Source organism: Qiania dongpingensis, from assembly GCF_014337195.1.
GTDB lineage: Bacteria > Bacillota > Clostridia > Lachnospirales > Lachnospiraceae > Lientehia > Lientehia dongpingensis.
Genome location: NZ_CP060634.1, coordinates 2,860,209 through 2,885,224, shown reverse-complemented (window position 1 = coordinate 2,885,224; position 25,016 = coordinate 2,860,209). Strand labels below are relative to the sequence as shown.

The window sequence follows — 25,016 nt, the reverse complement described above, 5'->3', positions numbered from 1 at the left end:
TCAGAATCATTCGTTTCGTCAAAGGGCCGTGACTGCAAACACAGCTTTCACCGGCTGACTTTCAAAATTCACCAGCTGATAAGGAGTCCCTGCCGGCAGGAAAAAGGAATCCTCAGGGCGCAGCTGGAAGGATTCCTGCATCTGCGTGAGATTTATGGTAATTGGTCCGTCTATACAAAAGATTGCCGCATCTCCTCCGTGGCAGTCTTCTTCGGAGCACCTCGGTCCATAACCGCCGGGCGGAAGGATGAATTCTCCAAAGTGTCCGTAATCATTGCTCCCTATGAAACGCATCAGCATTGGGTGCTTTGTTCCATGGATATTGTTGAGCTTGTCACAATCCCTTACCGTATATACCGCCTGGGGATAGGCCCTGGCTTCTTTTCCGTCCACCGGCCAGCTGCCGATATCGTCGGTACAGCCCTGTCTGCTGACATTCTGGATCACACTTCGCATATCCGGCAGCTTGTCGTTATTCGGCCCTTTATAAAACTTTGTCTCCGCATCCGTCGGGATATAAGCCGGCGGAATGTCTTCTCCCCATGCCTTCGGTGTGATAAAGTAAAGCACCCGGACCTTCTGATCCGAAAAGTTATGAGCCTTGTGCCATGCCTCCTGCGGCATGAACAGTCCGTCCCCGGTCTCCAGATACGCGAACTGGCCGTTTCCGCTCCGCTGCACGATAGGTCCCTGCAGAATATAATAAAACTCATCCCCCGGATGGATATCCAGCGGGTCAAAAGCGCCGCCGGGCCCCAGCTCATAAATTCCCAGCATAAAGGTATCTGTGCTGACTATCGTAAAGGTATTGTCGCTCGTAAACGCGTTGTCCGGCGGATACAGAGCACTACTGTATTCCTCCCTGCGGATCAGCCTCGGATATTTCCTTCCGTCGGCAAAAGGGAACTTTGTTAAAATATCAGTAAGCTTCGGCATTTTTTACTCCTTTCTTACCGTCCGTTTCTCATACAGGCAATGATATCCTTGGCTCCTTGTTTCAATACTTCATATGCGCGGGCAGTCAGAGTATTATAGTAGGTCTGCTCCGGATTCTGGGCGATGATCCTCTGAAGCTCCGGGGCTACCTGAATGGATAAATACGTATAATAATTGATCTTGGACATGCCGGAGCTGATCGCCGCCTGCAGATCCTCAAATGATACTCCCGAACTTCCGTGCATCACCAGGGCGGTGTCCTCCGGGACCGCTGCCCGGATCTCCTCCAGCCGCTTCAGGTCAAGGACCGGAGCCGCTTTATAAAATCCGTGCTCCGTACCGATGCACACCGCCAGGGCGTCACAGCCAGTCCTCACCGCAAAGTCCTTCGCGACTTCAGGATCCGTGTAAAAGCCTGTCTTATCCTTTGGATCGATCCCCCCGTGATTGCCAAATCCCGGCATTCTCCCAATCTCAGCCTCCACCGTGAGCCCAAACGGATGAACCATATCGCAGATTTCCTTTACATTGGCAATGTTCTCTTCATAGGGAAGATAGGACCCGTCGTACATGACCGAGGAAAAACCGCATTTCACCGCCCGCAGGCACATATTCAGGCTCAGTCCGTGATCCAGATTGACCGCTACCGGAACCGATGCGTTTTTTGCACATTCCACCATATACGGCCCGATCACTTCCATTGCGATGTCCGTTTCATGAGCGCTGGCATGGTCCAGAATGACCGGTGTCTGCAATTCCTCCGCCGCATCCACGGCAGCACGGACAATATCAAAGCCCGGCGTGTTGATCGCCGCGACCGCCATCTTATTCCTCCGCGCTTCCCTCAGTATTTCTTTCATGTTTACAAGCATATTTGTACCCCCTGGTAAATTAGTCATGATGTTGGTTCTGTTATCACTGCAGTCCTGAGTAAACAGCCCTGACCGCTTTGCTGAGCCGCCGGTGCCGCTCCAGTATCCCAGAACTGTCCTGCTTCGGCACATAGCGGCACATGGTTTCCCGGAACCGCCGGCCGGCCTCCTCTAAGCCGGAATAGCAGCCGAATTCCACGGCGCAGAGCATCGCCAGACCACGGGCACCCGCTTCCTCGTGTTTCAGGACTTCAATTTCCTTTCTGGTAATATCGGCCTTCATCTGCATATATACAGCCGACCTGGAGACACCCCCGACCGCCGTGACACCGTCCACCGGTATCCCATAGTCCTTAAGCAGCTGAAACATTTCCGCCGATTCACAGCAGAGTCCTTCCAGCATCCCGCGGTACAGATGATATACAGTGGCTCCGGCGTCCATCCCGATGAAGGAACCCATGGACTGTCCGATATCCGCAAAACAAGTGCTGGATAAATACGGCAGGAACACAACGCCTCCGGAAATGCCTGAACAGTTCTGATTCAAATCGTCGTATACACTCCTCCCTTCTTTTTCACATTTGTCACTGAGGGCTGCCGCAAAATTCCGGATAAACCACTTCAGGCAGTTCCCATGCATCAGACGGCTGAGCAATGAAACGTACATCCCCTTTTTTACAAATGGCTCCATTTGCAGGCGCGCCTGTCTGATTCTCTCCGCGCCTTTTCTGTCAGTCAGCAGATTGAGCGCTTCCGTGGAGCCTTCCCCCAGAACAGCATCTCCCGGCCTGACTGCCCCTCCCCCGACTGCAGCGCTGATCTGGTCATGGCAGCCTGCCAGGATCTCCATATCCACAGGCAGTCCAAGCTCTTCACTGCATTTTTTTCTTATCGTTCCCAAACGGGTCCCCGCCCTGCCAATCTGTGGAAAAAGCCGCAGGTCCATATCATACCGTTTCGCTATGCTGCCGGACCATTGAAAGCTGCTGATGTCAAAACACATTGTGTTGGAGGCGGCTGAATAATCGATCATGGCCTCTCCACACAGCAAATACGCGATGTAACTGTCTACAAAAAAGATCCTGTCTGCTTTTTCAAAAATATCCGGCCTTGTTTCCTTCCAGTATGTATATTGATTGACCGCGGCAATCTGCGGCTCCGTCTTTCCTGTAATAAGGTAAAGCTCCTCCCGCGGAATCCGGTGCTTAAGCCGGTTCCACACCTCTGTGTTCCTCCTGTCCATGTAGGTTATGCCGTCATCCAAAAGCAGCTGCCCGTTCTTATCGATCAGCGCGAGCGTCTCGCCAAGGGACGACATCATGGCAGCCCTCACACCGGCCGCGGCCGGTGCGAGTTCCTTCAATACGGCTTTCACGCTGTTCCATACGGCGGTAAGGCTCAGGACGGCAAATCCACTCTGTCCTCCGGACAGCTTATATTCACGCCGGGCGCTTTTAAGGACAGTGCCCGTTTCAGAAATCACCGACGCCTTGCAGCCGGATGTCCCCACGTCAATACCGATAAAGTCCATGCTTCCTCCCTAATTTCTTACCAGCTGTAATCGCCGATATTGCTCTTATCCAGAGAGATGAGCCCAAAGTATATGTATTCCCCTGTTACCGTCGCCTCAACATCCTCGAGGCCTTCCACCTTAAAGGTATCGCCGTCTGAAAATTCCTTTCCTTCCAGCATCTCATAAGCGGCATAGACGGAAGTATAGGCCAGATAGGCCGGCTCCGTCACATAAGCACTCTGGACCGTACCGTCCTCGATATAGGGCCGGATGACATCTGGAAGCGTCAGGCCTGTTATGAAGATGGAGCCTTTTTCAAGATTTCCCTGCTCCACTGCTTCTTCCACCGCGGCCGCTGCTGAATGAGGTTCGTATCCGGAAATGCCGATGATGGCCTGGAGATCCGGATTCGCCATGATCAGATTCTCGGCATTTTGCAGCGCCACCTCAGTATCATCGTCCGACCAGGTCGTGGAAACGAGCTCCATATCCGGATAATTTTCCGCCATCTCATCCTGTACGCCGGCGAGTCGTTCCTGCTGGTTTCCGGCGCTGATGCCGCCGCCCATCACCGCGACCTTGGCATCCTTCCCCACTGCTTCGGCTACATCCTTTACAAACATGCGGCCGCACTCATAATCACTGGCTGAATTCACATAGAAGGTACGTTCGCTGTCCGCACAGTCGGAATCATAGGTCAGGACCAGGATTCCCTGTGATACTGCTTTGTCGATGGAAGCCTTGCAGCCGGCCGCGTCATTTGTGGCGATCACGATCGCGTCCGGCTTCGCGACGATCGCGTCCTCCAGCATGTTGATCTGTTCCGTGGGGTCCGCATTTGCCGGACCGCTGATGATCACATCGATTCCCAGCTTCTCACCGGCTTCCTCCGCACCGGTGCAGGAATACACGTTCCAGGCTCCCGCTACCTCCTTCGGCATGAAATAGATGGTCTTCTTCTCCCCCTTGTCCGCAGATGTTTCCGTCCCCTTCTTTGTCTCCTTGCCGCTGTCCGTACTTTCTTTCGCCTCTGTGCCGGAAGTCTCCGCTGTGGCGGAGGTATCTTCCTTTTTCCCGCATCCGGCCAGTGAAATGATCATACATACTGCCAGCATGACTGCCAATCCTAAAGATACCATACGTTTCCTTTTCATAAAAACCCTCCTTATTTTTGATTCCCTCATGGGATAATGATACCGTCACTTTTTCTTTTTTTTCCGCACCGGCTCCAGATTGCCGGCAATGACCGACAGCAGGATGATCGCTCCCAGGATTGCCGACTGATAGTAGGCGCTGATATGGGAAATATTCATGCCGCTTTTCAGATACCCGATCACAATGATCCCAATGAAGGAACCGAGCATGGTGCCTTTTCCTCCGTTTATGCTGATGCCTCCCAGCAGACACATGGTGATCGCCTCAAATTCATATCCGTCTCCCAAAGCCGCCTCAATCCCCTGCATTCTGGAGAGGATGACAATCCCTGCCAGACCTGAAATAAAACCGTTGAACGTGAATAACCCAATCTTATATTTTCTTACCTTGATCCCGGAAAAAGCCGCCGCGCTCGCATTGTTCCCGATCGCCCGGATATCCATCCCGAACCGCGTCTTCTTCATGGCAGCGGAAAGAATCACAAACACCGTTATCACCAGGAGAAAGGAATAGGGGATGACGCCGAACAGCGTTCCATTTCCAAAGCGGAAAAAAGATTCGTCGGGAAGCCCCCGCATCGGCCCTCCCTGCTTAAACACATAGCAGAGACCGCGGAACGCAGTCATAGTACCCAGTGTCACGATCACCGGCTGCATCTTCATCACGGCGATCATAAAGCCGTTCAGAAAACCGATGGCCGCAGCCACAGCCAGAGAGATGAGGACCGCCAGCGGAACAGGTACATATCTCTGCATCAGCGTCCCGGCTAAAAAGGCCGAAAAGCACATGACGGATCCCACCGACAGATCAATATCTCCGGTCAGCATGACCAGGGACATGGATGCCGCGATCAGGCCTATTTCTGCAAACTTCGCCGCGATGTTCGTAAAATTGGCCGACGTGACATAGACCTTTGATTCCAGGGAAAACCCAATCAGCATAAGAACCAGGATGCCGATCAGAATCATATATCTCCTGAGATTATAGTTGGAAAAAGCTTTTTTGATCTTCACCTTCATTTGTCCTTTTCACCTCCAAGCCTTTTCCGGAAAATTGCGGAGCTCTGCAGAAACTGCACGAGCATGGATAAGAGGATCAGAATTCCGGTGAGCGCCGTCACCCAGTAATCTGTGGAACGAGCCAGGATCATACCGTTGTTGAGGACTGCCATGGTCAGGGCTCCAAATACGATTCCCAGGACTCTGCCCCGTCCTCCGCTCATACTGGCCCCGCCCAGAAGCACTACCGCCAGCAGGGTATTCACGGTATCGCTGCCGATTTTAGACGCCAGAATATTCTGATAAATACTCGAATAGAGGATTGCCGCCACGCCAATCAGAATACCGGAAAAAGCATACACGCTCCTCTTTGTCCTGCCCACGTCGATTCCCGCCTGGACGGCTGCCTCACTGTTTCCCCCTACCGCATAGATTCTTCTTCCGAACCGCGTTTTGCCAAGGATAACTGCTGTAATCGCCGCCACGCCTAAGAAGCAGAGAAAGGGAACCGGTATCACGCCTGCCAGCTGTCCGGAGCCCAAGGAAAGCATCGCCGGCGAAGTGATGATATAAGCCTGTACACTGAACATCAGCGCAATTCCGCGAATCAGGTTTTTTGCCGCCAAAGTCACGATCAGGTCCGGCAGCTTTATCTTGGTGACCAAAACTCCTTTCAGATACCCCACCGCGGCTCCGCAGATGAGTACCAAAAGAAAGACAATAGCAAATGGCATCTTCTTGGATTCCAGAAATCCGGTCAGCACACATAATAACGACAGCGTGGAACCGATTGAAATGTCAATCCCTCCGGTCAGCACGATCAGGAACAGAGAAACCCCCAATATCCCGTTGATCGCAACCTGTTTGCTGATCATTTTAATGTTTCCAAGACCTGCGAATCTGGGAGTGATCAGGGTAAATAAAAGGAACAATAATACCATGGACAGCAACGGCGCCCATTCATGTGATCTCCTGCCGCTCTTCACTCTGCTCCTCCTTTCCGCCGGACGCAAGCTTCAAAAGCCGTTCCTGCTGCAATCCTTCTGTCTTTAAAGTCGCACAGATGCGGCCTTTATGCATGATCATCACTCTGTCCGTCATGCCGAGGACCTCCGGCGCCTCCGAAGAGATCAGGAGAATCCCCAGCTCCTCTGTCTTTACCAGCCGGTCGATCAGATTGTAGATCTCCGCCTTTGCGCCCACATCTACCCCTCTCGTTGGTTCATTCAAGATCAAGACCTTAGGATGGATGGACAGCCATTTGGACAGGACTACCTTCTGCTGATTTCCTCCGGATAAAAGGTTGACATGAGTGTCCCGGCTGACCGCTTTTATGGACAAGGCCTCCATATATTTATCACAGATCTCTCTGTTCTTTGCCCAGTCCACAAAAATTCCCTTTCTGCAGCTTCCGCATCCTGCCATGGAAATGTTTTCAAACACGGACATGTCCCGTACAAATCCATCCTTTTTTCGATTTAGCGGGACATAGGCGATCCCGTTCTTCACCATATTGGGAATATCCGTCTTTTTTATCGCCTGCCCGTTTAATGTGACTCTGCCTCCCGTCGGCTTCCGGTATCCGAACAGGGTCTCGGCAAGCTCCAGAGTACCGGACCCGGCAAGCCCGTATATCCCCAGAACCTCCGATTTCATCAGCTCGAAGCTCACCTGTTCAAAATTCTCACCGTTAAAATCTGAAACCCGGAGCAGAACACCGTCATTTTTTGTCGGCGTATGTACGTAATACTCATCCAACTGCCGTCCGACCATTTTATTCACCATCTGCTCCACCGTGGTCTCTCCCACATTTACAACATCGACCACCGTCCCGTTCCGTAAAATGGTCACCCGATCACAGATGGCCTCTATCTCGACCATCTTGTGGGATACATAGATAATCGTGATCCCCCGGCTGTTCAGTTTTCGGATGAACTGAAAGAAAATCTCCACTTCATTTTCCGGGAGTGCGGCAGTCGGCTCATCCATGATGATCAGCTCCGCGTTCATGGACATCGCTTTCGCAATCTCGACCATCTGCTGTTCATGAATACTGAGTTCACTGCCCATGCGGTTTACATCGATTTCCACCCCCAGCGTCTCCAGCACCCTGCGGGCGTCTTCCTCCATCCTCTTTTTCTGAATCATCCCAAATTTTCCGACATAGTCCTTCCTGTTCAGAAAGATATTCTCGGTCACCGTCATGTTTGGAAAGATATTCAGCTCCTGGTGCATAAAAGCAATCCCATCATCGGCAGATTCTTCAATGGACGCATACGCGACCTCCCGGCCTTTAAATAGGATTGTACCGGAGGTACGGGTGTATAACCCGGTCAGTATTTTCAAAAGCGTGGACTTCCCCGCGCCGTTCTCTCCGATCAGTCCCATGATCTCCCCCTGTCTGACATCAAGGCATACATGGTCAAGGACTGCCGCGCCGGGAAAGGTTTTATCAATATCTTTCATCTGAAGAATATATTCTGCCAATATTCCTTCCCCCTTCTTTCCCGGCCGTTCACGACTCCGGCGCATCCGGCATTCCGCAGTTATTGCAGAAATGCTTCAACATCACCAGGTCCTCGCAGGAATGATTGGCGATCAGGACGCCTTCATTCGCACGCTCATGGGATACGAAGAACTCATCCTTTGTCATCTGCCCCATCCGGATCACATTGGGCGATTCACATTCCAGCCCGCCAAACACGCCGTGGCCCGACAGCAGAATACATCCGTATGCAGCCTTATCTTTGATCAATACGGTCTTCCCCGGCCTGATCGTCAGCTCCTTGGCGCCGAAGTAGGGGTTTCCATATGTAATCCATTTGGATATATAATCCTCTGTCTCGGTCTCTGTGACAGGACGGCGGAAATATTTTTTGCGGTAGTATGGATCTGTATTGATCTCCCAGTCAATCAGACTCATGGTATATTCGTATTCATCCTCCGCGTCGTCGGGGACCAGGTTGTTCATTTCACTGTGGGGGAACGCGGGATAATGATTGTCCGTATAGTTTTCAAATACCGCATAGGATTCGCTCATCCACTGCGGTTCATAGGTACACCACGCGCCGCAGCCATGCAGGACGCCCGCCGGAGTATACCAGCCGGTTCCCAGTTCCAGGCGGTACGCCCTGGACAGCTCCACGATCCTGTTTTCCCCCTTGTCAAAGTCCCTGAGCCTCTCGAGGACTTCTTCCCTGCTCACAGAAGGATCGATTCCAAGATATGTGATCACATTTTCATTCGCGGCGGACATGTTCATCTGAGGCGGATAATAATACGCCTCCGGCTTCATGACGGCTCCTGGCTTGCAACAGGCCGCCTCCTCCGTAGGATGTACATGGAAAAAGGAAGTGGTCGCGTAATCATAGAACTTAGAGAACATCGGCCACCGGCCATATTTATCCCAGAGCTCTTTTCCGATCAGATCCTCCTTCAATTCCTCCACGGCATCCTTAAAAAGAATCTGTTCTCCATCGCAGTCTACATACTGCATTCCCAAATTCTCCGGAGCATCCTTCACTCCATGCTCCACCGGAGCCGTCGCACAGAACCATCTTTCCTCGATCATACCCAGCTCATTTCCATAATAGGCGTAATCATCCGGATGAAGTCTGAGCCTCCTCCCCGGCATCCAGGAGTCTCTCGGGATAAAATCCGGGACCATACGAAGAATGCCGTTATTCTTCTTCATCGTCTTTTCCAGTGTCTTGCGTGTCATAAAATACCCTCCCATTCTTTATGATTGATTGAAACTATAGGTACCCTCCCAAATTTTCTCAAATTTATTGCATAACCCCATATTATTTCTATTTTTATAGTTTTAATCGCCATATATGTATATTATATTTTTCATATTTCCTCCTGTAAAATGAATTATTGTCATCAACTCCATAACCGTCAGTCATGGTAAAGAAAGCAAATACAGGACGGAATCCGTGGATTCCGCCCTGTTTATTGGATAAAGGAAGTCTTATTTACTTTTCTGAGAAATACACTCTATCAAATTGCGGAGACAGGAGGGCATCTCCTTCTCCTTATTCCATGCCACATAGGTATCCCTGGCATCCAGCGGCTGAGCCATCGGAAGCTCCGTCAGTTGAGTGTACCGGTTGTCCATCTGAGCAATCTCTTTGGATACGACGGCTAGTCCGAACCCCTCCAAAGCCAGCTGGATCATCACCGTCGTACTCCCCACCTCCAGGCTTGCTTTGACTTGTACTCCAATCTCCTTCATCTTGTCATCAAACAACTTGCGGGTATGGGTGATACGGGGATGCAGAAGGATTGGAAATTCCGTGAGCATTCCCCAGTCCAGCGTGCCCAGCTTCGCCAGCGCTGCGTACCGTTCTCCTGCCACGACCACCTCGTGCATTTCACTGATCTTTCTGAATTCCAGCCTGTCACACTCCACATATTTATTCAGAAGCCCGATATCAATATCCTTCTGCAGCAGACTTCCGATCGTCTGCTCTGAATTGGAATACAGAGTCTCCTTGACTATCACATTTGGATACAGATTATGGTACTCCCGAATAACGGGAATCATAAAATATGTGAACAGATCGTCTCCCCCGCCGATATTGACTTCTCCATAATCTGAATAGTTGATCTGGGATATCTGCTTCACTGTATTATCCATGATATCCATGCTCTGCCTGACGCCCTCAAACAAAATCTCCCCTGCCGGCGTCAGCTTTACCCCCTTTTGATTCCGGTAAAAAAGCTGACAGTCCAGCTTTTGTTCCAGCTTCGCGATGGCTTTGCTGAGAGCCGGCTGGGAAATATGGATCTCTTCTGAAGCCTTTGTGATATTCTGGGTCAATGCAACACAGTAAAAATAGTATTCGTTAATATCAAAGAACATGCACTATCTCCTCCGCAGTCCCGGTTCTGGGCCCTGCATTCTGCTGTATCCGTATCCGAAAACGAACAAAACACACCCCATTTATGTGCTTTGTTTCACCCATTGTATCACAAATGACAGAAAGAGACAAATTCCATCATCTCTTAGACAGGCTTTAAGGACGGCCTTCTGCCTGTTCTCAGTTCATAAATGGTGACTGCCGCAGCGGCAATGGCCGCGGCCACATGGCTGATCAGGACCGCAGTCCAGACACCATCCAGTCCCGCTCCAAATACAGACAGAAGCCATGCGGCGGGCATCCGTACGATCATATAATAAAACACCATGCAAAACATACTTTTCATAGGCTTTCCCAATCCGTTCATCCCTCCCAGAAAACAGTTGGTCACTGTGTTGAGGATATAACCTAAACCGACTATCTGAAAACATCGGGAAACGATTTCTGCCGTATCTTCACTGTTTACAAACATACGGGAGAAGGGGCGCGCAAAGAATATCACCAGCAAAGACAGGGCGGCCAGAAGCCCTCCTCCGTAAAGGACTGCCGATCTCAGGTAATCTCTGACCCGGTCATACCGTCTGCCGCCAGCACACTGCCCTACGATCGAGGTCAGTACCATATTGAGAGCCATAGCCGGATAAAAAAGGATGGTCTCCAGTTTCCCCATGATACCGTAGGCAGCCAGGGCAGTGATGCCATATCCGCTCACAAGGGAAGTTAAAAACCCGGTGCAGATTGCCGGAATGCTCTGCTGAAAGGCAGAGGGGACGCTTTTTTTCATCAGAGGCAGTATCTGTTCCTTCCGGAAGGCCGAAATACGCAGACTGAAAAGCTTTTTCTTGTGTAAGTACAGCAGCATGAAAAACAGGCACAGAAACTGGGAGAGCAAGGTGGCGGCGGCAGTTCCCTGAAATCCAAACCACCAGATAAAAAGCGGGTCAAGCAGAGCATTGAGAAGCGTGCATACCAGCATGGCGGCCATCTGAAATACCGTGTTCCCAAAGCTTCGCAGCACGGCTGTAAAATAGCAGTACAAATAAACAGTGATATATCCGAGAAGATAAATGGACAGATACTCATAAGCCATCTGGTATGTCCCCTCCGGCGTCTTTAAAAGCGTGAGGAGCGGACGCAGCGCTACCTCCAGGACAACGGTCATTCCCAGCGCAAAGGCCGCCGCCGCGAGAAATGATGTGGCGATCATGCTTTCCACTTTTGTCTTGTCTTTTGCTCCTATGGCCTGAGACAGCAGAATGGCGACGCCGTTGGTCGCGCCCATTGCGATCGCATTTAAGATCAGGATGATCGGTGTGGAATTGGTAAGCGCGGCATACGCTGTCTTTCCCAGAAGATTTCCAATCCAAAGACTGTCCACGAGGTTATAAGCCATGTTTAAAAACATGGCTGCGATCATAGGCAGTGCCATGGCAAACAAACATTTTCTGGTATTTCCATTGATAAAATCCATTTTAACTGGCATTCTTATATTCCTTTCTTTTCCGTGAATGAACATCATTCATTTTATGACCATTAAGTATCCCTGTCCGGCAGACAGGGATTTTATTAACTCAGTTTTTTAATTATACCTATTAGAAAGGTCTTGATCCTCCTGACCCTCTCTTCTCGCGGCAGTTCCTGATCCAGCAAGATGCCCAGCTGTCCGTACACACAGAAAGATGCCGCCGCGTCTGTGTCTTCAATATGTGTCTCTCCCCGGCCATTTGCGGCATCCAGCTGAGCCTTCACCACCGGTTTCATCCTGGCACAGATGCTCATGGATAGCTGATTGTGTATCTTCCGGCTTTCCGGACCGTGGCAGAACCGGTTGGCATAGCTGTCGTCTGACTCCGCTTCAACAAAGGTCGGCATTTCCTCTACCATTTGAACCAAAGAGATCCCCGGCTTTTTCAGAACCTTCGTTATCTGATCCACCTGGGACTGGGCATATTGATCTATGGCTGTGTCAAACAATATTTCCTTTGAGGGAAAATAACGGTAGCAAAGCCCTTGGGCTACCCCCATAGCCGTCGCGATGTCTGCCATGGAAGTTTTCTCATATCCCTTTTCATAAAACAGCTTCATCGCCGTGTCCAGAATTTCCTGCCTGCGTTCCCCGGGTTCCTTCGTAATACGCGGCATAAGAGATTCCCCCTTTCTGAGCTCACAACAATCATACCATAAGCCGTCGTCAATGTCAATGAATGATATTCATTCATTGTGCTTCTATTCTAAGAAAAATAAGACTCCCAGGGTCCCCGGTCCGCAGTGACTGGAAATAACTCCTCCTGCCCGAGTCTCAACAATCTCCTGGAACTTTCCAAGGCCCTCCAGATATGTCCGGACCTGCTCCACCACAGCCCCGTCGCATCCTGAATGGGTGATAAATACCCTTTTTCCGTCTGCCCTTAATAAATCTTCCTCCATATCCTTTGTGTACTTGAGAATGACTTTATCCAGAGTACCGCGGTACTTTTTCTCCACGCCCATCTTTCCGTCTTTCACTTCAATTCTCGGCTTTAGCTTGAGTGTATTCGCCAAAAGCGCCGTAGCCGCCGTGCACCGTCCTCCTCTGGCAAGATAGGTCAAAGTATCTACGACAAAGCTTGCCCTCACTTTATCCTTTGTTTCATCAATGATCTTCAAAATCTCCTCTGCCGGCATACCTGTTTTTGCGAGCTCTGCAGCCCGAAGCACCTGCAGGCCGATTCCGGTGGAAAGGCTCCTGGAATCTATGACAAACAGTCTGTCTGTCTCAAGCTCCGCAGCCGCGAGACGCATAACATTGCATGTGGTGCTCATCTCTTCTGAAATGCCGATAAAGATCACGTCCCGCCCTTTTTTGATATACGGCCCGGCCGCCTCCAATGCCTTCTCCATGGAGATCGCGGCAGTTTTCGGGGTCGTTTTATGTTCCTCCGACCAGCGGAATATCTCCTCCGGCGTCACTTCCGTTCTGTCATAATAGCTCTTATCGTCCATAACGATACATAACGGCACTATCGCTATATCGTATTTTTCCAGCAGCTCCTCTGTCAGGTCGCAGGTGCTGTCCGCAATTATTTTAACATCAGCCTTTTCCATATGCTGTTCTCCCTTCTGTCCCCCGCGGTTATATGTTTTATGTCCGCGTCTATTCTAGCACAAGAAGGATAAAAAAGCACCTGTTATTCCAAAGCTTTTGCCGTTACTTTTCCTTGAGGAATTTATATACCGTCTGATTGAATTCTTCCGGCTGCTCACCTGCTATAAAATGGCTTCCTTCCAGAAAACACAGGCGGCTATCCGGTATACTCTCATGAATCTCTCTCGTATGGGAAGCCTTGATCATATCCTTCGTCCCTGCTATTACCAAAGTGGGAACACCAAGCTTCAAAAGTTCTTCCGGAGAAATGTGGGGTCCGGTCACCATGAGTCCCAAAAGTTCCTTCTTCCTCCTGAGTTTTTTATCAAACAAAGACAAAACAGCGACCATGGCATAGCCCAGGACGATGGGCAGCTGAACGCCCGCGCGGACGCCGGAGGGCCGGAGGTTTCCTCCGTTCAGCACTATTTTTTTCAGATATTCCGGATATTTCAACGCAAATATCATGGCTATATTGGCTCCGTCGCTGAAACCAAGAAGAATAATCTTTGATAAACCGTTTACATCCAGGAAATACTTTAGATCTTCTGCAAATTGCTCCAATGTAAAAGGAGCCGTTCCCCTTGGCGACTGCCCGTGACCTCTGGTGTCCACTGCTATCACCCGATACTCGCGGGAAAAGAAATCCATCTGATGAACAAAATAAGAGCCGTCCTCACCATTCCCATGAAGGAGCACCAAAGGCATTCCCTCTCCTTTTTCTGTATAATACAGGCAAAACTCCTTTTCCGTCTCTCTGTCCGTAAACATCCCGTTTATCTTCCTCTTATCTTCCTTTGGGCTGATTCATAGCCGATCGCTTCCAAAAGTCTGTCCATGGTCCGCGCCAGATTCAATGTAAATTCCTTGGACACATGGGGAGCTTCTCCCTCTGTTATGCAGCGTCCCAGCTGCGCCACTTCCAGACTGTAATTCTGAGGTGCAAAAACTTCCTTTGTCACTTCTTTTCCATCTGTACAGATCGTGTAGCTTAATTTACCCTGCTGATTGAATTTGGCCTCCGAGCGGATATAGCCTTTTGTTCCGTGAATCTGCAGTCGGTCAATCCGCTTATCTGCTTCTGTTTCCAGCAGCATTCCACAAGTGAAGGCCGCTCTGGCGCCGCTTCCAAAGGTCACGATGCCTGAAGTGCATACATCAATTCCCTGATCGGAAAAGTCACCGACAGCCATGACCTTCTCGGGTTCCTCATCAAAGATCCAGAGAATCTGGCTGACGTTATAGCATCCAAGGTCATACAAGGCGCCTCCGTTTGTCTCTTTTCGCATACGGATATTACTGAGTTTATAATCAGATGTGATAAAAGCCGTTTCCATATAACGAATCTTACCGATGGAACCCTGTTCCACCTCTGTTTTCACAACCCGTACAATAGGACTGTGGAGATACGCAAACGCCTCCATTAAAAACACACCGTTCTTTTCAGCCGCCTCGATCATTTCCTTTGCCTCTGCTTCACAAGGCGCCAGAGGCTTTTCGCAAAGTACATGCTTCTTTGCTTTCAGCGCCCTGATGGTCCATTCTTTATGCAGAGTATTAGGAAGGGGAATATAAACAGCTTCCACTTGTCCGTCTGCCAAAAGCTCTTCATAGCTCCCATAAGCCTTTTCAAATCCAAACTCCTTTTGGAAGTCCTTTGCTTTATCCAAATTTCGTCCGGCAACCGCATAAAGCTCACAATTATCTGCCAGCCGCATACCGGGGATGGTCTGCCCTCTTGCGATTCCCGCCGTTCCAAGTACTCCCCACTTTATTTTTCTCATATACAAACTCCTTTCACTACACCCTATTCCACTGTGATCCGCACTACATTGGATACGCTACGCTTGCTGTCAGTATCTCCAAATACGATCAGCCGGATCGCATCCTTTTCATACATCAGATATACCTTTCCGCTTTCCCCTGCTTCTTCGGCGGAAACCTCTGCGGTATAAGAATCATCGGAAGAAACAATTACATTGCGGTAATGAATGATTTCAAGCTGTTTCAAAATCTCATCTAATTCAATGCCTTTGCCTTCTACTAAGATTTCATCACCTTTTCCATTGATCCGGATACCGGATACCTGCTTATACTGCCATTTATTATAGTCCAGTACAAAGTTCTCTTCATTATAAGAAACCTGTACAGTACCCTGAACAGCCGTATCCCGCGTATTTAAATGTACCGCCGACAAAATTGCGACCAACGCCAATAGAGCAAGAATAAAAAACATAACTCTTTTATTTTTCATGATCGTTTACCTCCCGGTTCATCCAAGTTCCAAATAAACGCCTTATGAAGACGTCCTGCAATCCAGGAACCCAAAAGCCCATAGATAGAGCCGCTTGCGGCGGACACACAAAGATACAGCCACAAAACCGTTCCCTTCAGTTCAAAAACAAGAACGTTAGCCGTGACAGAAGCCATGACCGCAGCCAGTACATTCGTTAACACCATTCGCTCCTGTCTGCAAAACCTTCCTTTTTTCATCAGCCCGCAGACTAGATCTATCGTGATCCCTGGAATGAGATATCCGATGGGCATAAAAATACCCATGCTGCCCACCCGTCCAAGCGCCAGCGCCAAAAGTCCCTGCACACAGCCCATCAGGCTTCCCCCGCCGCGCATACCGGTGACCTCCAGTGCGACCACAAGAAACATAATGGAAAATCCTGTACTGATCCCGCCTGGAATGTGCAGCGCTTCCGTGATCACATTAGCCATAGGGTTCACGAGCTTTTTGGTAAACAATCCCAACACACAGCACAATGCCATAAAATTAAGCATTGCTAATTTTGATCTTTTCATTTTATGAACTCCTTCTCAACATGGAAAGCATATCCGTTTCCAGATATACTCCGGCCGCCCGGCATGCGCATTACACGTTTAGCTTAAGACGGCTCGGAATTCAATTTCATCGTATAGTTAACCTTCTCCCGGAACAGGCTCCTCCTGACAATAAGCCCGCCCGGGCGCCTGCGCCGGTCTTCGAAGATCAGGTATCAGCTCGGCAAGTCCGCAGTCTGTAAGGGTTTTAGCAGTGGGAAGTCCGGTCTCCCTGTCCCATCCGTGGATCTCATAATAATGATCCATCATCTTCTCCCACTTTTCACGCTCAAGAGCACGCCCCTTTACCGGTCCTGACTTCACCGGTTCCCTGAAAAGCCTTTCTCTTGGTCTGTCGTCTTCTCTGGTATAGCCTGCATGACAAAAATTGAACATCTTTTCCAGATTTAAAATTGCCTGCATTCGAATCTTGAATTCTTCAGGCGTCAGTTCCATGCCTGCTGCCAGCCGCAGAAAATCGCTGAGGTCTTCCATATCCATCATCTGGATCTGCTGCCAGTCGCTGACCATCAGGCAAAGGCCAAGACAGCCGCAGGCTCTGGAGATATCTTCATAATACATCACAAGCTCCGGCTTTCCTTCATAAGCTAAAGGATCATTAAAGGTATGTACTTTGAACTTTCGAAGCGCAGCTTCTTTCTCCTCCTCGTTGAAGATCCCCGCTTCACAGACAGGTGAACCAAGAACATGACTTCCCCCGCGGGTAGATGTCAGCGCGCCGAGACCATAACCAATCAATGGACGCACAAGCTCAAACAGCTCATTCCCCTTAACGTGCATACCGTAATAGGATGTTTCACCGGAAAATATCGTACTGGCCCTTGCCACGCCTTCTGCGAGGATCGAGCCGACGCCTTCCCGGCCCGCTATTTTTTTGATCAACGTGAGAGCCGCTTCCTGATTGCCGAAATGAAGTTCTAATCCGTCAAGCTGTTCTAACGTAATCAGGCCCTTTTCATAACATTCCATAACCCATCCGAGAATTTCAGCGATCACATCCATATCCATGCCCAGATTATTGCACAGCCATGTGGCCTGAATACAAAAGCCGTAATCAGCAATGTCCAGCTTTGTTCCGAAATTTAAGATGGAATTAAAAGGCGTGCCTTCCATTTCCAGCCCCGCATAAGGACCGTCCGGAATCCTGTGTCTGTTCTGGCACCCCACAAGGCAGCCGCGGCATGAGGTCTGTCTCAAGGTATATTTTCCGCAAATTCCGGCAGGATCATACGCGTCCAGCATATCTTTGGAAATGTGGAGATCCTGTCCATGGCGATAGCTGAAACCGCCTACTCTGTATTTGCTGGGTACACAGCAGAGAGTACCGTAGCTCATCAGATTTTTATATGCCTCGTTTCCATCAAATCGTCCATAGATCTCATCCACCTTCCGTTTAAAACCCATGACGTCGTCCACCGATACCGAACCCTCTGAACCGTCCGCAACGATGGCCTTTAAATTCTTGGAGCCCATGACCGCACCAAAACCGCATTTTCCGATGATCCGGTGCCGGTCAACCGTCACGCAGGCAAAACGGACCACCTGTTCTCCCGCCGTTCCGATACACATAGTGCTGATTTCCGTTCCATGGGTCTCCTCCAGCCAGTCCACGGATCTATCCACGTCATATCCGGTGACGGCGTCCGCGCTCTTAATCTCCGCCTTTCCGTCTTTGATATATAAATATACCGGTCTTACGGAACGGCCTTCCACTACAATATATTCATATCCCGCATATCGCAGATTGGCGCCGAAAGAACCGCCCGCGTTTCCGGAAGCGATCCCCATCGTTACAGGAGATTTTGTAACTGTCATAATACGGCCCGTTCCGGGACAGAACGTTCCGCTCAAAGCTCCTGTACAAACAATAAAACGGTTGGCCGGGTCATAGGGAGTTACCCAAGGCTTCACCTCATCATACAGGAGCTTTTCAGCCACGCCGAGACCGCCGATCCATTCTCGATACGGCTCCGCGCTTTCTGTCGATATATGGCCGGTGCTTAAATTCACTCTTAAGATCGTTCCCATCATACGGCTGATATCCCCTTTCCCTGTGCTGCGATAAATACCCGAAGCGCATCCTTCGCGCGATAACAGTATTTCACACACTGGAAATTATTTTCTCCCTCGCCCTCGCAGGTGTCACAGGTGAAAGGCTCCTTGAAGCAAACGCCCACGCCGTCTCCTGCAAGTCCGATGGAAATACTTGAATATTTATAACCAAATTTTCCTGTATGATGCAGGCTGCACGCCATTTCGCATGCTCTGCAGTTGACACATCCATCCAATTTTATTTTCTCAGGCACCTTATTCTCCTCTCCTTCCCCTCATCCACTCCGGAAGCTCTTCTTCTTTTCTTCCGCAATATCTGCAGGATCTATATCTACAAAGCTCGCAATCTCCCCTGTTTCCATTGATCGCCGGCTCTCCCTTCACTTCCTGTTCCAAAAATTCCACCATGGCCGGAATCTGTTCTCCCGAGCCGTCAACCGCCAGCACAACCGCCCCTTCATTTCCTCCTACCCCTCCGCAGGCAACTAATACTGCCTCCGCGCCAAACAAAAGACGGATCGCTTCGATCTCGGTGATTACAGAAGTATTGGTCAGACAGTACATTCCTCCGTCCGCGCCCATGGAAATATCAATTTTACCGGCTCCACCCAGCGCTTTTGCAGCCGCCGGTACGGATGGTACCAGCTTCTCCAGCCCAACGGGAGTGATCATCGTAATCCCCTTGGAAGTCACAGGTCCTATGATTTTCGGAATCGTTCCGCCGTCAAATCCGGTCGTCACAATGCCGACAAATCCATTGGGATCCAACGCATTGGCTCCTTTAATCACGACCGTATCTTTATGATAGTCTGAAAGTGCCTCCGCAAAAGAGCGGCCGTTCTTCACTTCTCCTTTATAAAACACACTGGGGAACGGCTGCCTTTTAGATGGCCTCGTCACACAAAGCAGACCGTCGGTACAAAGCCCGACCGTGCTGTTTGAAGGTGAAATACTCCTATCCTGCAAAAGCTCCTGAGCAATAAAAGCATTTGTTGTTCCGTCCGAAAGAAGGAGATAGGCATTCTCCCAGGCTTTTCTGACCTCCGGCATCCTTACGACTGCCTTTGCGATCAATCGTTTCGATTCGCTGGGCGTGAGGGTCACAACTGCTCTCATACGATTCCTCCTTTTATCTGCTTAAAAACAAGTAAAGGCTCCGTCAATGATAAAGTCCGAACCTGTAGTAAAGCTGCTGGTATCTCCTGCCAGATATACACAGATGGATTCCAGTTCCTCCGGCCTTCCCATCCGTCCGAGAGGAGTCATCTGATTCCATTGTTCTATTAGCGGGATCAGCACAGGCGAATTCAGAGTCAGCTCCGTGCCGATATATCCGGGGCTGATGGAATTTACCCGCACGCCCCTTTTCGCCCATTCAACGGCAAGAGATTTCGTCAGTTGGATCACAGCCGCTTTCGACGCATTGTAAGCACTCTGAGGCTGCGGCACGTTTACAATATGCGCCGACATGGAAGCTGTATTGATAATAGAACCGCCGCCGTGCTCCAGCATATATTTTCCCGCTGCGATATCCGTCAGGAAAACGCCGTTCAAATTTACATCGATGACTTTATGCCACTGCTCATATGTCATCTCCTCTGCCGGTGCATTGATGCAGACGCCGGCATTATTGTGACAGAAATGAAGACCGCCAAGCTCCGCCACGACTTCTTTGATCATCGCGTCCACTTCTTCTTTTACGGTACAATCTGTCTTTATGGCAATGACGTTTCTTCCCGTAAGCTCAGAAAGTTCCTTTGCCGTTTTTTCCATCCAATTTCATTTTTTCCAGAATCCCCATAGTCGCCTCCTTGTTTACTAGTATTTATCAAAATTATAATCGTTTAGATCAACATTCGTCAAGCAATTATAGTTAAGAAGAAAGTAAAGACAGGCAAATCGGGCTTTTCCCCGCCTGCCTGCCTTCACCTTATTATACATCTGCCTTATCCGGCTCCCAAACCGAACTCCGTCCATCGTATCCTAATATCCGTCCCGCCACCGAAAGCCGACTTTTATCATTATTTTTCCTGAAGCGGGATTTTTTTGACACGACGCCTGCAGCTAACGGGCGGGAGCTCTCAAATCTCCTTCCTCCAATTCCGCCAGATAACTTTTGTAATTGCTGTCCAGGGCGTTTCGGTATCCGGCTTTCTTCATGCTGAGCATTACCTGTCCTTTGGATTTCGTAGGGCTCTGCATAATACCGGCGCCTCCCACACACCCTCCGGGACAGGCCATTCCTTCCAAAAGGTACCCGTCATAGACGCCTTTCCGCGCTTCCGTAAGAAGCTCCCGGCATGCGCCGAGTCCTTCCGCGTTGGCCACCTTCACTTCTCTGTTCGGCTTCATCTTCTTGATGCAGTTCACCACGGCTTTCGCCACTCCGCCACTCACGGCAAATCCCCGTCCGTCTGCGCTGGCGGCCGACAGATCCTCATCGGCAGTCAGCTCAGAGAAGTCAATATCTTTTGCCTTAAACATGCCCATGACTTCTTCAAAGGTGAGCACAAAATCAATATCACTCCGGATTTCCGTCCTGCTGGCCTCCAGCTTCTTCGCTGAACACGGTCCGATAAAGACCACTTTACATCCGGGATGCTCTCTCTTGATCAAACGGCCCGTCAGCACCATCGGCGTGAGCGCCATGGAAATATACGGAGCCAGATCAGGGAACAGCTTATGGGCCATGGAATACCAGGCGGGGCAGCAGGAAGTGGCCATAAAAGGCTGCTTCTCCGGCACCTCCTCCAGGAAATCCCTCGCTTCTTCAATGGTACACAGATCCGCTCCTACCGCAACTTCCACCACGTCTGCGAATCCCAGCTCCTTAAACGCCTTTTTTATCTTATCCGAAGGAAGGTCCTTGCCAAACTGTCCGACAAAAGCCGGAGCTACCGCCGCATAAACGGGAATCCCGTTCTTTATGGCATGTATGGTCTGGAAAATCTGTCCCTTATCCGCAATGGCGCCAAAGGGGCAGCTCACCAAGCACATCCCGCAGGATACACACTTGTCGTAGTCAATGGCAGCCCGTCCAAGCTCATCGGATCCTATCGCATCCACGCCGCAGGCTTTGGCACAAGGCCGTTCCATTTTAATGATCGCCCCATATGGACAGGTATTGACGCATCTGCCGCATTGGATACATTTTTCCGGATCGATCACCGAGCGGCCCGCCACGATGGAGATCGCATCCTTCGGGCAAACCTCTTTACACGGATGGGCCAGGCACCCCTGGCAGGCATCCGATACCCGCACCTCATTTTCCGGGCAGGAATGGCAGGCGAACTTTATGATATTAATAAGAGGCGGATCGTAATACTTTTCCGCGATCGCGCTTTCCTCGATGCCTCTTGACACCGGAGCATGCTCCGTCATATCCCGGAGCGGAAGGCCGATAGCCAAACGGAGGCGCTCTTCTACGATCGCCCTTTCCAAAAATACGCTCTCCCGGTAAGTGGCCACTTCACCCGGTATGATCTTATACGGGAGATTGATAATCCGGGAATAGTCTCCCCCCTCATACGCCATCCTGGCCACCTCTGTAAATATCTTTTGTCTGATTTCTACTACGCTTGTGTAAACTCCCCGCATGCTCATGGTATGCTTCCTCCTGTTAAAGATTAGTCTTCCCCTCGACAAAACTATACAATCCATTATACCAGCAAACAGCACTGTTTGTCATCTGGCATTTTTCTTTCCTTCTGAAGCAGAATATAAAGAAACAATATACCTGAGATGAATAAAAACATGCTCCCGCAAGGGGGAGCAATGGTTCACAAAACTATATGTTTTTTATCCCTTTCAAACTGCAGACAGCCGTTTTCTGCTTTTAATCTCAAGGCAAATTCCTCCTGTGGAATCGGTTTGGACCAATAATATCCCTGTCCATAATCACAGCCAATATTCTGCAAAAAGTCCACCTGCTCCGGCAATTCTACACCTTCACAGATAATTTTAGTTTTCAGAACATGAGCCAGACTGACGGCCCATGTGATCACTCCTTTCACACTGTCGTTACGCTCCATTTCCTTCAGGAATTCTCTGTCCAGCTTAATGATTTGAATCGGCAGCTTGCTCAGCATATTTAAGCTGGAATAGCCAGAACCGAAGTCATCCATGGAAATAAGAAACCCCATATCTTTAAGCCGGCTCAAAAGCTGAATGACAGAATCATCTACCTCGCTGAAAAAACTCTCTGTGACTTCAATTTCAATACACCCGTATGGAATCTGGTAACGGTCAGCGATTTCCAAAAAGGTATCATAAAAAGTCCGGTGGTAAAACGTAACACGGGAAAAATTCACAGATATCGTAAGCGGAGGCAGCCCTTTCCCCAAATGACGCTGCAAATATTCACAGGTTCTGTTCAACATATAGAAATCCAGCTCTGCTATAAAACCGATTTTTTCATAAAACGGGATAAAAGAATCCGGATATAAAGTTCCATAGTCCGGCAGCTCCAGACGTACAAGAGACTCAGCGCCGCTTATCCTCCCGCTGACCAAGTCCACTTTAGGCTGCAGATAAAGCCTAAACTGCCCGTTAGTCATCGCTTTATATTTATGGTCATTCAAATAATTTTCCAGCTTCAGCCTATTCAGTAGTTTTTGGTCATACCATACAATCTGAGATATCCCTCCGGCCTTCGCCGTCTTATGGGCGATGTTTGCTTTATCCATAATATTTTTGACAGCCTCACCCTTCTGTTCGATATGATATGCTCCAACAGAAAACGTCACTCGGCCAAAGGCCTCGATCGGAAGCTGCTCTTCCAGCACTTTATTTAAAACCTTTAATATCTCATCGACCACTGTGTCTGAATGACGGGACAGAAGTACAAAATCATCAGCATCAATACGGGCACAAAGCTGTTCATCCAAATAATGTCTGGAAAGTGCAGACGCCAGTGCCTGCAGCAGATGGTCGCCGAACACATAACCTCGAGCATTGTTGACTGATTTGAAATTATCCACATCAAATTCCACAATCGTGTATTCTCTCTCACTCTTTCGGTTCAAAAGGGCGTCTGCCGCTTTCTCAAAACCTTTTCGATTCAAGATGCCCGTCAAATTATCTGTATCCTTGCTTTTTTCCAGATCCCGGTGGCTTTTCCGGTTCAATACTGCAAATATCGCAACAGAAACGGCGAGGCTGATAAAATATAATATCGCGAACCGTTTGAGCTTGCCGTCCGAATCCAGCTCCGCGCTGAGCACCATTCCATCCGCAATCTCAAAATGCTGCTGACTCATCTCAAAGAGAGCGCTCCCATCTTCTTTTCCATTCCGCATCTGAAGAATTTCTTCTTTCATATCTTCCCATACGGATTTCAGTTCGCCAAGCCTTTGCTGATAATCTTTATTCGAAGTCCTCGACAAGTCATATTCTCCCTTCCCTGTCTGCAGACTATAAATAATATGATCCAGCCGTAAGATCAAATCATCATCCGGTATTCCATTCAGCTCTTCTTTAACCAGCTTCTGTGTGGCCCCCCGAACAATTCCGCTATAATTGATAATGCGCGCGTCACCAATATTCTGACACAGCGGAATCAGCAGGACCAATATTGCGATGATCCACATGGCCGTATATATAAGAAATTCCTTTTTCTTTTTCATGGACTAAATCTCGACATTCTTACATTTTAACAATTGTGCTGCAACAAACAATGCCCGATAAAATCGTCTTATTTTTTACTATCTATCAGTATTTTATAGTAACAGTATCATTTTATCATATCAGCTATTAGAAGGCAATCTGAATTCCCCCACTTACTGCATATTCATAAATCAAATGTACATTACTCTGTACTTCTGTTGCTTTTTCAAAATGAACTATCATCATACCTGATTTTAAATTCAAAGGCCGCACCAACCATAAATGGTCAGTGCGGCCTTTAAAAAATCCCTTAATATACGATTTTCTTAGAATTTTCCTTCTTTCGCCGCTTCCTCAATGGCAACGGTGAAGGGTGGGGTTTCAAAGGAGTGAAGGGTGTTTGTGCGCTATGGGTGTGCTACTGGACACTGCTGATTGCTTCCTAATGCCTTTCGTAAATGTAAAAAATTCTTGTCTTAGCACTTTTAGCTTTATGCAAACATTAATTTACCTTTAGCTTTTGGTATTTCACGACCAATCTCTTTGGCGGTTTCAATCCACTCCGAAATAACTATCTCAACATTTTTTAAAGCTTCCTCTGCTGTATTTCCGTCTGCCATACAGCCAGAAAGTTCAGGAACTTCTACAATAAATTTATCGTCTATATCAGACCAATATATAATTCTTTCATATTTATGCATACTACTTCACCTCCATCTGATACTTTAATATTATGTTCCTTATTTGCTTTATTTGATATGGTTTTGCCTTATTTCCATCTGGTTGTATGTTAATAATCTCATCGACGCCCTCTTTCCAATATATAAAGTGGTCTCCTTTCGCTCTACACTGAAAACCCATTATATCAAGTATTTTCTGCAAATCAGCAAATTTTATGTTTTTATCCTGCACTCCGCTCATAATAGAATGAATTAGTTTTTCTAATGTTGCCAAATTATTCTCCTCCTACTATGTATCCTGTATATCATTGTATCATAGGCATATATTTATTTTCCACACTTATAATATTAAATTTCATAAAACACT

The 25,016-nt window shown here is 48.9% G+C and carries 24 protein-coding genes and 1 riboswitch; all 24 genes read right to left on the bottom strand.

The annotated features are described in order from the left end of the window. Nucleotides 1-18: 18 nt before the first annotated feature. Nucleotides 19-936, bottom strand: a complete 918-nt coding sequence (locus tag H9Q78_RS13545; protein WP_249302432.1) for a cupin domain-containing protein — start codon at nucleotides 934-936, stop codon at nucleotides 19-21. 14 nt (nucleotides 937-950) lie between these two features. Further along, nucleotides 951-1,808, bottom strand: coding sequence for a class II fructose-bisphosphate aldolase (locus H9Q78_RS13540; protein WP_249302431.1), 858 nt, complete (start codon nucleotides 1,806-1,808; stop codon nucleotides 951-953). Between the two features lie 43 nt (nucleotides 1,809-1,851). Further along, entirely contained in the window at nucleotides 1,852-3,339 is a 1,488-nt protein-coding gene (locus tag H9Q78_RS13535) for an FGGY-family carbohydrate kinase (protein WP_249302430.1), read from the bottom strand. A gap of 17 nt (nucleotides 3,340-3,356) precedes the next feature. After that, nucleotides 3,357-4,475 (bottom strand): substrate-binding domain-containing protein, encoded by a 1,119-nt coding sequence (locus H9Q78_RS13530; protein WP_249302429.1) that lies wholly within the window; start codon nucleotides 4,473-4,475, stop codon nucleotides 3,357-3,359. Nucleotides 4,476-4,520: 45 nt separating this feature from the next. Beyond that, the gene (locus H9Q78_RS13525; protein WP_249302428.1) at nucleotides 4,521-5,489 is read right to left on the bottom strand and encodes an ABC transporter permease; all 969 of its coding nucleotides are present in this window, start codon (nucleotides 5,487-5,489) and stop codon (nucleotides 4,521-4,523) included. Nucleotides 5,490-5,491: 2 nt separating this feature from the next. Next, nucleotides 5,492-6,460 carry an ABC transporter permease gene (locus tag H9Q78_RS13520; RefSeq protein WP_249302427.1) on the bottom strand — a complete coding sequence of 323 codons (969 nt, stop codon included), beginning with the start codon at nucleotides 6,458-6,460 and terminating at the stop codon, nucleotides 5,492-5,494. Then, complete coding sequence (locus tag H9Q78_RS13515) at nucleotides 6,435-7,961, bottom strand: sugar ABC transporter ATP-binding protein (protein WP_249302426.1); 1,527 nt, start codon at nucleotides 7,959-7,961, stop codon at nucleotides 6,435-6,437. The genes H9Q78_RS13520 and H9Q78_RS13515 overlap by 26 nt, the downstream gene beginning before the upstream one ends. Before the next feature lie 28 nt (nucleotides 7,962-7,989). Further along, nucleotides 7,990-9,195 carry a hypothetical protein gene (locus H9Q78_RS13510; protein ID WP_249302425.1) on the bottom strand — a complete coding sequence of 402 codons (1,206 nt, stop codon included), beginning with the start codon at nucleotides 9,193-9,195 and terminating at the stop codon, nucleotides 7,990-7,992. 252 nt (nucleotides 9,196-9,447) lie between these two features. Next, complete coding sequence (locus H9Q78_RS13505) at nucleotides 9,448-10,341, bottom strand: LysR family transcriptional regulator (RefSeq protein WP_249302424.1); 894 nt, start codon at nucleotides 10,339-10,341, stop codon at nucleotides 9,448-9,450. A 143-nt stretch (nucleotides 10,342-10,484) separates the two neighbouring features. Beyond that, nucleotides 10,485-11,822, bottom strand: coding sequence for an MATE family efflux transporter (locus tag H9Q78_RS13500; protein WP_249302423.1), 1,338 nt, complete (start codon nucleotides 11,820-11,822; stop codon nucleotides 10,485-10,487). An 83-nt stretch (nucleotides 11,823-11,905) separates the two neighbouring features. Further along, complete coding sequence (locus H9Q78_RS13495; RefSeq protein ID WP_249302421.1) at nucleotides 11,906-12,481, bottom strand: TetR/AcrR family transcriptional regulator; 576 nt, start codon at nucleotides 12,479-12,481, stop codon at nucleotides 11,906-11,908. Between the two features lie 84 nt (nucleotides 12,482-12,565). Further along, the gene (locus tag H9Q78_RS13490) at nucleotides 12,566-13,423 is read right to left on the bottom strand and encodes a DegV family protein (protein ID WP_249302415.1); all 858 of its coding nucleotides are present in this window, start codon (nucleotides 13,421-13,423) and stop codon (nucleotides 12,566-12,568) included. A gap of 103 nt (nucleotides 13,424-13,526) precedes the next feature. After that, nucleotides 13,527-14,234 (bottom strand): alpha/beta fold hydrolase, encoded by a 708-nt coding sequence (locus H9Q78_RS13485; RefSeq protein WP_249302413.1) that lies wholly within the window; start codon nucleotides 14,232-14,234, stop codon nucleotides 13,527-13,529. 5 nt (nucleotides 14,235-14,239) lie between these two features. After that, complete coding sequence (locus H9Q78_RS13480) at nucleotides 14,240-15,247, bottom strand: Gfo/Idh/MocA family protein (RefSeq protein WP_249302411.1); 1,008 nt, start codon at nucleotides 15,245-15,247, stop codon at nucleotides 14,240-14,242. A 23-nt stretch (nucleotides 15,248-15,270) separates the two neighbouring features. Further along, nucleotides 15,271-15,717 (bottom strand): hypothetical protein, encoded by a 447-nt coding sequence (locus tag H9Q78_RS13475; protein ID WP_249302409.1) that lies wholly within the window; start codon nucleotides 15,715-15,717, stop codon nucleotides 15,271-15,273. Beyond that, a complete protein-coding gene (locus H9Q78_RS13470) occupies nucleotides 15,714-16,274 on the bottom strand; it encodes a hypothetical protein (protein ID WP_249302407.1) in 561 nt (186 codons plus the stop codon). Before H9Q78_RS13470 ends, H9Q78_RS13475 begins: the two co-directional genes overlap by 4 nt. Then, nucleotides 16,267-16,385, bottom strand: a riboswitch (molybdenum cofactor riboswitch). (Overlaps the previous gene by 8 nt.) Before the next feature lie 6 nt (nucleotides 16,386-16,391). After that, nucleotides 16,392-18,344 (bottom strand): aldehyde ferredoxin oxidoreductase family protein, encoded by a 1,953-nt coding sequence (locus H9Q78_RS13465; protein WP_249302405.1) that lies wholly within the window; start codon nucleotides 18,342-18,344, stop codon nucleotides 16,392-16,394. Further along, nucleotides 18,341-18,619, bottom strand: a complete 279-nt coding sequence (locus tag H9Q78_RS13460) for a 4Fe-4S dicluster domain-containing protein (RefSeq protein ID WP_249302403.1) — start codon at nucleotides 18,617-18,619, stop codon at nucleotides 18,341-18,343. Before H9Q78_RS13460 ends, H9Q78_RS13465 begins: the two co-directional genes overlap by 4 nt. Nucleotide 18,620: 1 nt before the next feature. Then, nucleotides 18,621-19,481, bottom strand: coding sequence for a sugar phosphate isomerase family (locus H9Q78_RS13455; protein WP_249302402.1), 861 nt, complete (start codon nucleotides 19,479-19,481; stop codon nucleotides 18,621-18,623). A 21-nt stretch (nucleotides 19,482-19,502) separates the two neighbouring features. Beyond that, entirely contained in the window at nucleotides 19,503-20,138 is a 636-nt protein-coding gene (locus H9Q78_RS13450) for an SDR family oxidoreductase (RefSeq protein ID WP_249302400.1), read from the bottom strand. Between the two features lie 291 nt (nucleotides 20,139-20,429). Continuing rightward, nucleotides 20,430-21,962, bottom strand: a complete 1,533-nt coding sequence (locus H9Q78_RS13445) for a 4Fe-4S dicluster domain-containing protein (RefSeq protein ID WP_249304836.1) — start codon at nucleotides 21,960-21,962, stop codon at nucleotides 20,430-20,432. A gap of 182 nt (nucleotides 21,963-22,144) precedes the next feature. After that, on the bottom strand, nucleotides 22,145-23,989 hold the full coding sequence (locus tag H9Q78_RS13440; protein WP_249302398.1) for a putative bifunctional diguanylate cyclase/phosphodiesterase: 1,845 nt from the start codon (nucleotides 23,987-23,989) through the stop codon (nucleotides 22,145-22,147). 471 nt (nucleotides 23,990-24,460) lie between these two features. After that, the gene (locus tag H9Q78_RS13435) at nucleotides 24,461-24,670 is read right to left on the bottom strand and encodes a type II toxin-antitoxin system HicB family antitoxin (protein ID WP_249302396.1); all 210 of its coding nucleotides are present in this window, start codon (nucleotides 24,668-24,670) and stop codon (nucleotides 24,461-24,463) included. Between the two features lies 1 nt (nucleotide 24,671). Continuing rightward, nucleotides 24,672-24,923, bottom strand: a complete 252-nt coding sequence (locus H9Q78_RS13430) for a type II toxin-antitoxin system HicA family toxin (protein ID WP_249302394.1) — start codon at nucleotides 24,921-24,923, stop codon at nucleotides 24,672-24,674. Between the last annotated feature and the right edge of the window lie 93 nt (nucleotides 24,924-25,016).

Excerpts from the sequence above, each read along its gene's own strand:
- H9Q78_RS13505 (WP_249302424.1), bottom strand. The coding sequence starts at position 10,341 with ATGTTCTTTGATATTAACGAATACTATTTTTACTGTGTTGCATTGACC.
- H9Q78_RS13490 (WP_249302415.1), bottom strand. The coding sequence starts at position 13,423 with ATGGAAAAGGCTGATGTTAAAATAATTGCGGACAGCACCTGCGACCTG.
- H9Q78_RS13470 (WP_249302407.1), bottom strand. The coding sequence starts at position 16,274 with ATGAAAAGATCAAAATTAGCAATGCTTAATTTTATGGCATTGTGCTGT.
- H9Q78_RS13455 (WP_249302402.1), bottom strand. The coding sequence starts at position 19,481 with ATGAGAGCAGTTGTGACCCTCACGCCCAGCGAATCGAAACGATTGATC.
- H9Q78_RS13445 (WP_249304836.1), bottom strand. The coding sequence starts at position 21,962 with ATGCGGGGAGTTTACACAAGCGTAGTAGAAATCAGACAAAAGATATTT.
- H9Q78_RS13535 (WP_249302430.1), bottom strand. The coding sequence starts at position 3,339 with ATGGACTTTATCGGTATTGACGTGGGGACATCCGGCTGCAAGGCGTCG.
- H9Q78_RS13480 (WP_249302411.1), bottom strand. The coding sequence starts at position 15,247 with ATGAGAAAAATAAAGTGGGGAGTACTTGGAACGGCGGGAATCGCAAGA.
- H9Q78_RS13475 (WP_249302409.1), bottom strand. The coding sequence starts at position 15,717 with ATGAAAAATAAAAGAGTTATGTTTTTTATTCTTGCTCTATTGGCGTTG.
- H9Q78_RS13450 (WP_249302400.1), bottom strand. The coding sequence starts at position 20,138 with ATGGAAAAAACGGCAAAGGAACTTTCTGAGCTTACGGGAAGAAACGTC.
- H9Q78_RS13510 (WP_249302425.1), bottom strand. The coding sequence starts at position 9,195 with ATGACACGCAAGACACTGGAAAAGACGATGAAGAAGAATAACGGCATT.
- H9Q78_RS13530 (WP_249302429.1), bottom strand. The coding sequence starts at position 4,475 with ATGAAAAGGAAACGTATGGTATCTTTAGGATTGGCAGTCATGCTGGCA.
- H9Q78_RS13540 (WP_249302431.1), bottom strand. The coding sequence starts at position 1,808 with ATGCTTGTAAACATGAAAGAAATACTGAGGGAAGCGCGGAGGAATAAG.
- H9Q78_RS13500 (WP_249302423.1), bottom strand. The coding sequence starts at position 11,822 with ATGCCAGTTAAAATGGATTTTATCAATGGAAATACCAGAAAATGTTTG.
- H9Q78_RS13465 (WP_249302405.1), bottom strand. The coding sequence starts at position 18,344 with ATGATGGGAACGATCTTAAGAGTGAATTTAAGCACCGGCCATATATCG.
- H9Q78_RS13485 (WP_249302413.1), bottom strand. The coding sequence starts at position 14,234 with ATGTTTACGGACAGAGAGACGGAAAAGGAGTTTTGCCTGTATTATACA.
- H9Q78_RS13435 (WP_249302396.1), bottom strand. The coding sequence starts at position 24,670 with ATGCATAAATATGAAAGAATTATATATTGGTCTGATATAGACGATAAA.
- H9Q78_RS13545 (WP_249302432.1), bottom strand. The coding sequence starts at position 936 with ATGCCGAAGCTTACTGATATTTTAACAAAGTTCCCTTTTGCCGACGGA.
- H9Q78_RS13495 (WP_249302421.1), bottom strand. The coding sequence starts at position 12,481 with ATGCCGCGTATTACGAAGGAACCCGGGGAACGCAGGCAGGAAATTCTG.
- H9Q78_RS13440 (WP_249302398.1), bottom strand. The coding sequence starts at position 23,989 with ATGAAAAAGAAAAAGGAATTTCTTATATATACGGCCATGTGGATCATC.